This is a genomic window from Sarcina sp. DSM 11001, from assembly GCF_900101015.1.
GTDB lineage: Bacteria > Bacillota > Clostridia > Lachnospirales > Lachnospiraceae > CAG-791.
Genome location: NZ_FNFZ01000017.1, coordinates 1 through 5013 on the forward strand (window position 1 = coordinate 1; position 5013 = coordinate 5013).

At 50.5% G+C, this 5013-nt stretch carries 2 protein-coding genes; one reads left to right on the top strand and one right to left on the bottom strand.

Features of this window, described 5'->3' with window-relative positions; all coding sequences use genetic code 11:
* Positions 1–1839: MSCRAMM family protein (locus BLT02_RS10035; protein ID WP_139187539.1), on the top strand; the 1839-nt coding region annotated here is incomplete at its 5' end.
* A gap of 280 nt (positions 1840–2119) precedes the next feature.
* On the opposite strand, the gene BLT02_RS10040 is transcribed toward BLT02_RS10035, so the two are convergent.
* Positions 2120–5013, bottom strand: a 2894-nt coding sequence (locus BLT02_RS10040) for a hypothetical protein (RefSeq protein WP_175453773.1), incomplete at its 5' end; no start/stop codon positions are given.

Sequence of the window (5013 nt, forward strand, 5' to 3'; positions counted from 1 at the left end):
CATGAAGAAACAGCACCTGAGGGATATCCGAAGGCACCGGACAGCAAGGTTGTCCTGAAGAAGGACGGAAGTCTTGACGAGGAGAAATCCGATGTTACCGAAGCTGATGACGGAACCCTGCTGCTGACAGAACCTGAGGAGACCTACGAGAAGCAGATTCTCAGAGTTGATCCGGAGACTGGAGAAGCTCTGGATGGAGCTGTACTCCAGCTGATCGACGAGGACGGCACTACGATACTGCATGAATGGACATCTTCAAGTGAGACACCGGAGATCCTGAAGGGACTTAAGCCCGGAAGGACTTATACGATTCATGAGAAGACACCTCCTAAGGGATACCCGCAGTTACCTGACAGAAAACTGGTCCTGAAAGAAGGCGGAAGTCTTGATGAAGAGAAATCTGATGTGACCGAAGCCTCTGACGGAACCCTCCTTGTCACAGAACCTGAAAAGCCAGAACCTGAGAAGACCTTTAACAAGAAGATCTTCAGGGTTGACCCGGAGAACCGGAAACCTCTGCCGGGCGCTGTCCTGCAGCTGATCGACGAGGACGGAACGGTCCTGAAAGAATGGACATCTTCCGATAAGACACCGGAGACCCTGGAAGGCCTGAAGCCCGGAAGGACCTACACGATCCACGAGAAGACAGCCCCTGAAGGCTATCCTAAGACGCCTGACTGCAAGCTTGTCCTGAAGGAGGACGGCAGCCTCGACGTAGAGAAATCCGATCTCTTTGAAGACGAAGACGGAACACTTCTGCTTACCGAACCTGAAACCGCCCCGAAGAACGGCAGCTTCGAGCTGACCAAGACCATCAAGGGCGATGTCACCGAGGAGGAGGCTGAAGGCTCCCTGACCTTCATCATCAAAGCCGGGAACGGCAAGTATCTCAGCAAAGACGGCAAGCTCGTCGCCGAAGAGAAGAATGCAGTCCTGACCCTGAAAGACTTTAGTCACAATGAGGGTACAAACAAATATATCCTGAAGATCACGACGGGTGAAACCGGTAAATACACCGTGACCGAGACAACTAAGGATATTGACGGCAAGACTGTCACCGCGAAATACACGACAACAGTGAACGGAAATACATCGGAACAGAAGGCTGGTAAGAATGCCAGTGTCGAGATCAAAGCCGGCAAAGCCTGCAGTGTCGCTTATGAGAACACTTATAAGAACACTACTAAGGAAAAAACCTATAAGATCAGAGTTCTCAGAATAGATCCGAAGACCGGAAAACCTGTCAAGGGCGCGGTCCTCAAGCTGATCGATAAAGATACCGGAAAAGTGATCGATACATGGACATCTACCGACACTCCTCATACCGTGGAAGGACTTGAGCCAGGACACACTTATATCATTCATGAGGAGAGCACGCCTGACGGATATGAGCCGGCACCTGACTTTACTGTCACTCTGGATGAGAATGGTGCAATCGATAAGGCCAGATCCAATGTCGTGACCAATACGGAAGGAGTCATTCTCATTACCAAACCGAAGGATGGCGATGAGGAAGAGGAAGGCAGCAAACCTGAAGAGGAAGACGACAAACCGGTTGTTAAGCCTGATGATGATGGCAAGGCTGATGACAAGGACAAGGACAGCAGTTCGTCCAGTACAAGCAGCTCCAGTACAAGCAGCTCCAGCACGAGCAAGAGCCCTCGTACCGGCACCAGCTCGACCAGCACCAAGTCGTCGACCACCACCAAGGAGTACACCAGCAAAGGAGCCGAGACAGGAGACGACACCAACGCCGCAATCCCTGCAGCCACTGCTCTGGCGGCCCTGATGGCGATCCTGCTCCTTCGCCGGAAAAAGAAACAGCAGAACGCAGAGTAAACCTAAAACGTAAAGCCGGCTGAGAAATTCTGAGAAATTCATTTCATAAGCCGTGCAGATGAGTGAACAAAAGACCCGTTGGCAGGCAGAACCGGAAACGGTAGCCAGCCAACGGGTCTTTTATGATTTTTCAAAATGATAAATTGCAGCTGTGGGCGCAGTGAAGGTAAGTACCTACAGGGCAGCACTTATAAACTGCCATTACTGATCTATACACGCATAATTATACGCTTACGATCAGGCTTTTCGCGCTTTCACATTCCTCCTCATCTGCTCTGTTTTATTCTTCATCTCCAAATGCATCGACTGCAGCCTTGTTGTAGAGGTAGAGAGTTTTGCCGAGATTGCTTATTTTTGTATTCTTCGTGATAACGCAGGAGCGCGCGTATGTGAGTACAGACGCCTTTATCGAATATGTGTTGGTGCCGTCTGCGTCTGACACTGAATAAATGTGTTCATCCTGCAGATGGTTTGAATACACGCCGTAATCCAGCGCCAGGTAATATGCACCGTCCTTGCGCTTCTTCAGCTCAACCTCTTCATCATCAATATGGTAAGTAAAAGCGTACGGGTCGACATCGTTAAACCCCAAATACAGTCGAAGCGTGTTATTCGATTCCAGCATCGCTGAGATGCCGCGGATACTCACTCCTTCCGGAAGATCACCATCACGGACAGAGGCATATTCGTGCATGGTTTCCGCTGTCACTGTATTCACAGCGCTGCTGACCGACAGGCCGTCTGCGTTGTAGTCAAAATAAATCTGTGCCGCTGTGTGGTAGTCTTTGGCCGCCTCGCCGACCGCCTTGTCTTCTTCGTTCACATCTCCGGTCTCAAGCCATGTGAGATATTCCGCCAGCGAATATTGAACGCCGTTTTTCGTGTAGTCAGTATCTCCGCCATTGTTCTGAATGCTGAGCTCATTGCCCCACTGATCAAACAGTCTCGCTGTGATGGTGTCGGTGGCTTCCTTCACTGCCAACGGGATGCTGAACCTGAAGCCTTTGCCTTCGACATAATCAGCTTCTTCGACAGGCAGAGTAACGGCATCAGGTGTTTCGTCATTCACGTCATTCGTGATGGTCACATAAGCGCTTCCCTCGTCCACCACAGATTCCGGAATATCAAAATAATAATTCAATTTAATCTTGTCATTAAAAGATCCGGATACGCCCTTGATGACACAGGGGGCTGGTTTCTCCGTAAGAAGAGCCTCGCCATCATCATTCAGTACCACCCTGTACTCGCTGGTGTCGCTGGTGAAAGCTGACGCATTTCCATTCCCCTTCAGGCCTTGTGTAAAAACTCCCTTTTCTTCCATCATGGTCACACCGGCCCTGGCGCCATCCAGCAGCTCTGTAATATGGATCATCGCATTTGCAGCCAAATAGATGTTTTCGTTTTTTTCGGCAAAATATCCATTGTCATCGAACTGCCGCAAGTTGTCGATGACCTGCGCGTTGTTGTTGAAGGAGAAAGTGCTGTTATCCGCTACATAGACACCGCTGCCATTGCCCGTGGATATATTTTCGTTGATGGTACCGCCATTCATTGTGAAGGTAGCACCTTGTCCGACATACACACCGCCGCCCTGACAAGTGTTGCTGCCCTGACTCCAGTTTTCGGTAATGAAGCCGCCGTTCATTATGAAGGCAGCATCTTGTCCGACATACACACCGCCGCCCGGGCCCTTTTGTTCTGATTCTTCTGCTACGTAAGTAGAGTTATTGATAATGGAGCCGTCGTTCATTATGAAGGTAGCGCCTTGTCCGACATACACACCGCCGCCCTGACAATTGTCCATGGTCGAGTTCCCGTAGATGGAGCCGCCGTCCATAATGAAGGTACACCCTTGTCCGACATACACACCACCGCCCGAGCCGTAAGTTAAGCCGCCGGTAATTATACCGGATTTGTCGGGACTGGAGTCCTTGATAGTCAGACTGCCATTCCAGTCAATCTTAATCACGTTACCTCCACGATCAGGCATGCCGCGGTCGATTGTATGCCCGTTCAGGTCCACGACCACAGAGTTGTGCACTTCCAGAGTTTTTTCGTACTCGCCGTTGATGTTCTCCTCAAGAATAACATCGATTCCGTTTGTCATGGCTTTCTGAAGCTCGGACCAGGTGGTAATATGCGGATTGTCCACGATTGCCTCGCCTTCCGCATTCAGCCAGATTTCATAATCATCATCATCGTACTTGAAGTTGTCAGCATCACCATTGCCGGGCAGGCCGTTGGTGAGAATACCCTTACCGGCGTTTGTAGTGATGCCGATCAAGCTGTCACCGAGGCTGCCGTTGATCTGGATCTTTCTTACTGAATTCTTCAGGAATAGGTTGCCTGTTGCGAATCGGCCCCATCCTGTGCCTCTCTTGTTATCCGTTATCTTCACAGACCCGGAGATAGTGATGTCTTTATCGCTATACTCATCGACAGTCACGCCCCAGTTTAAGTTGTCGGTTATAGTTCCGCCATACATAGTAAAACTACCGCCCATCACACGAACACCGGAAGCAACCGCTCCCCTGATAGTGCCGCCATACATATTGAAAACAGCAGGTTTACTTAAAACAACAAGGCTTGCCTGGGAGCAGTTTTCCTGGGTGATGGTACCGCCTCCATCATCGTACAGGTTCAGGACAGTACCTTCGCCTTCGATGGAAATGACTTGATCGCGAGAGTGACCTTTTCCGCAGATTGTATGCCCGTTCAGGCACAGATTCAAGGTACCGCTGCTCAAGGTCCATTTTTCGGTCAAGGTCACATCCTCGGTCAGGTAGTAGCTTCCTCCCTCTGACGGCAGGCTGTCGACGGAATTCCAGGGCTCAAAATGGACATCATTGTGCTCATGAGCCTGACTGTCTGCCAACAGGTTGTTTGTCATCTGCCGGTCACTTGTGATGGAATTGTCGGTTTCATCCTCCACAGGCGCATAAATATCGGCTGCGCCGTCGTTCCTGGCAGGACTGTCCGCCGCTTCTTCATCCGGATATTCTTCCACGGTCAAGTCACCTTTTGAAGGTTCCTTTTCTCCGTTCTGGTTTTCCGCTGAAGAATCCTCCTCCCCGTTCTGGTCTCCTGTCTCTGGATTATGCTCCTCATCAAGTCCATCCTCCCCGGAAGTCTGCTCCTCATCAAGTCCATCCTCCCCGGGAATCAGCTCCTCTG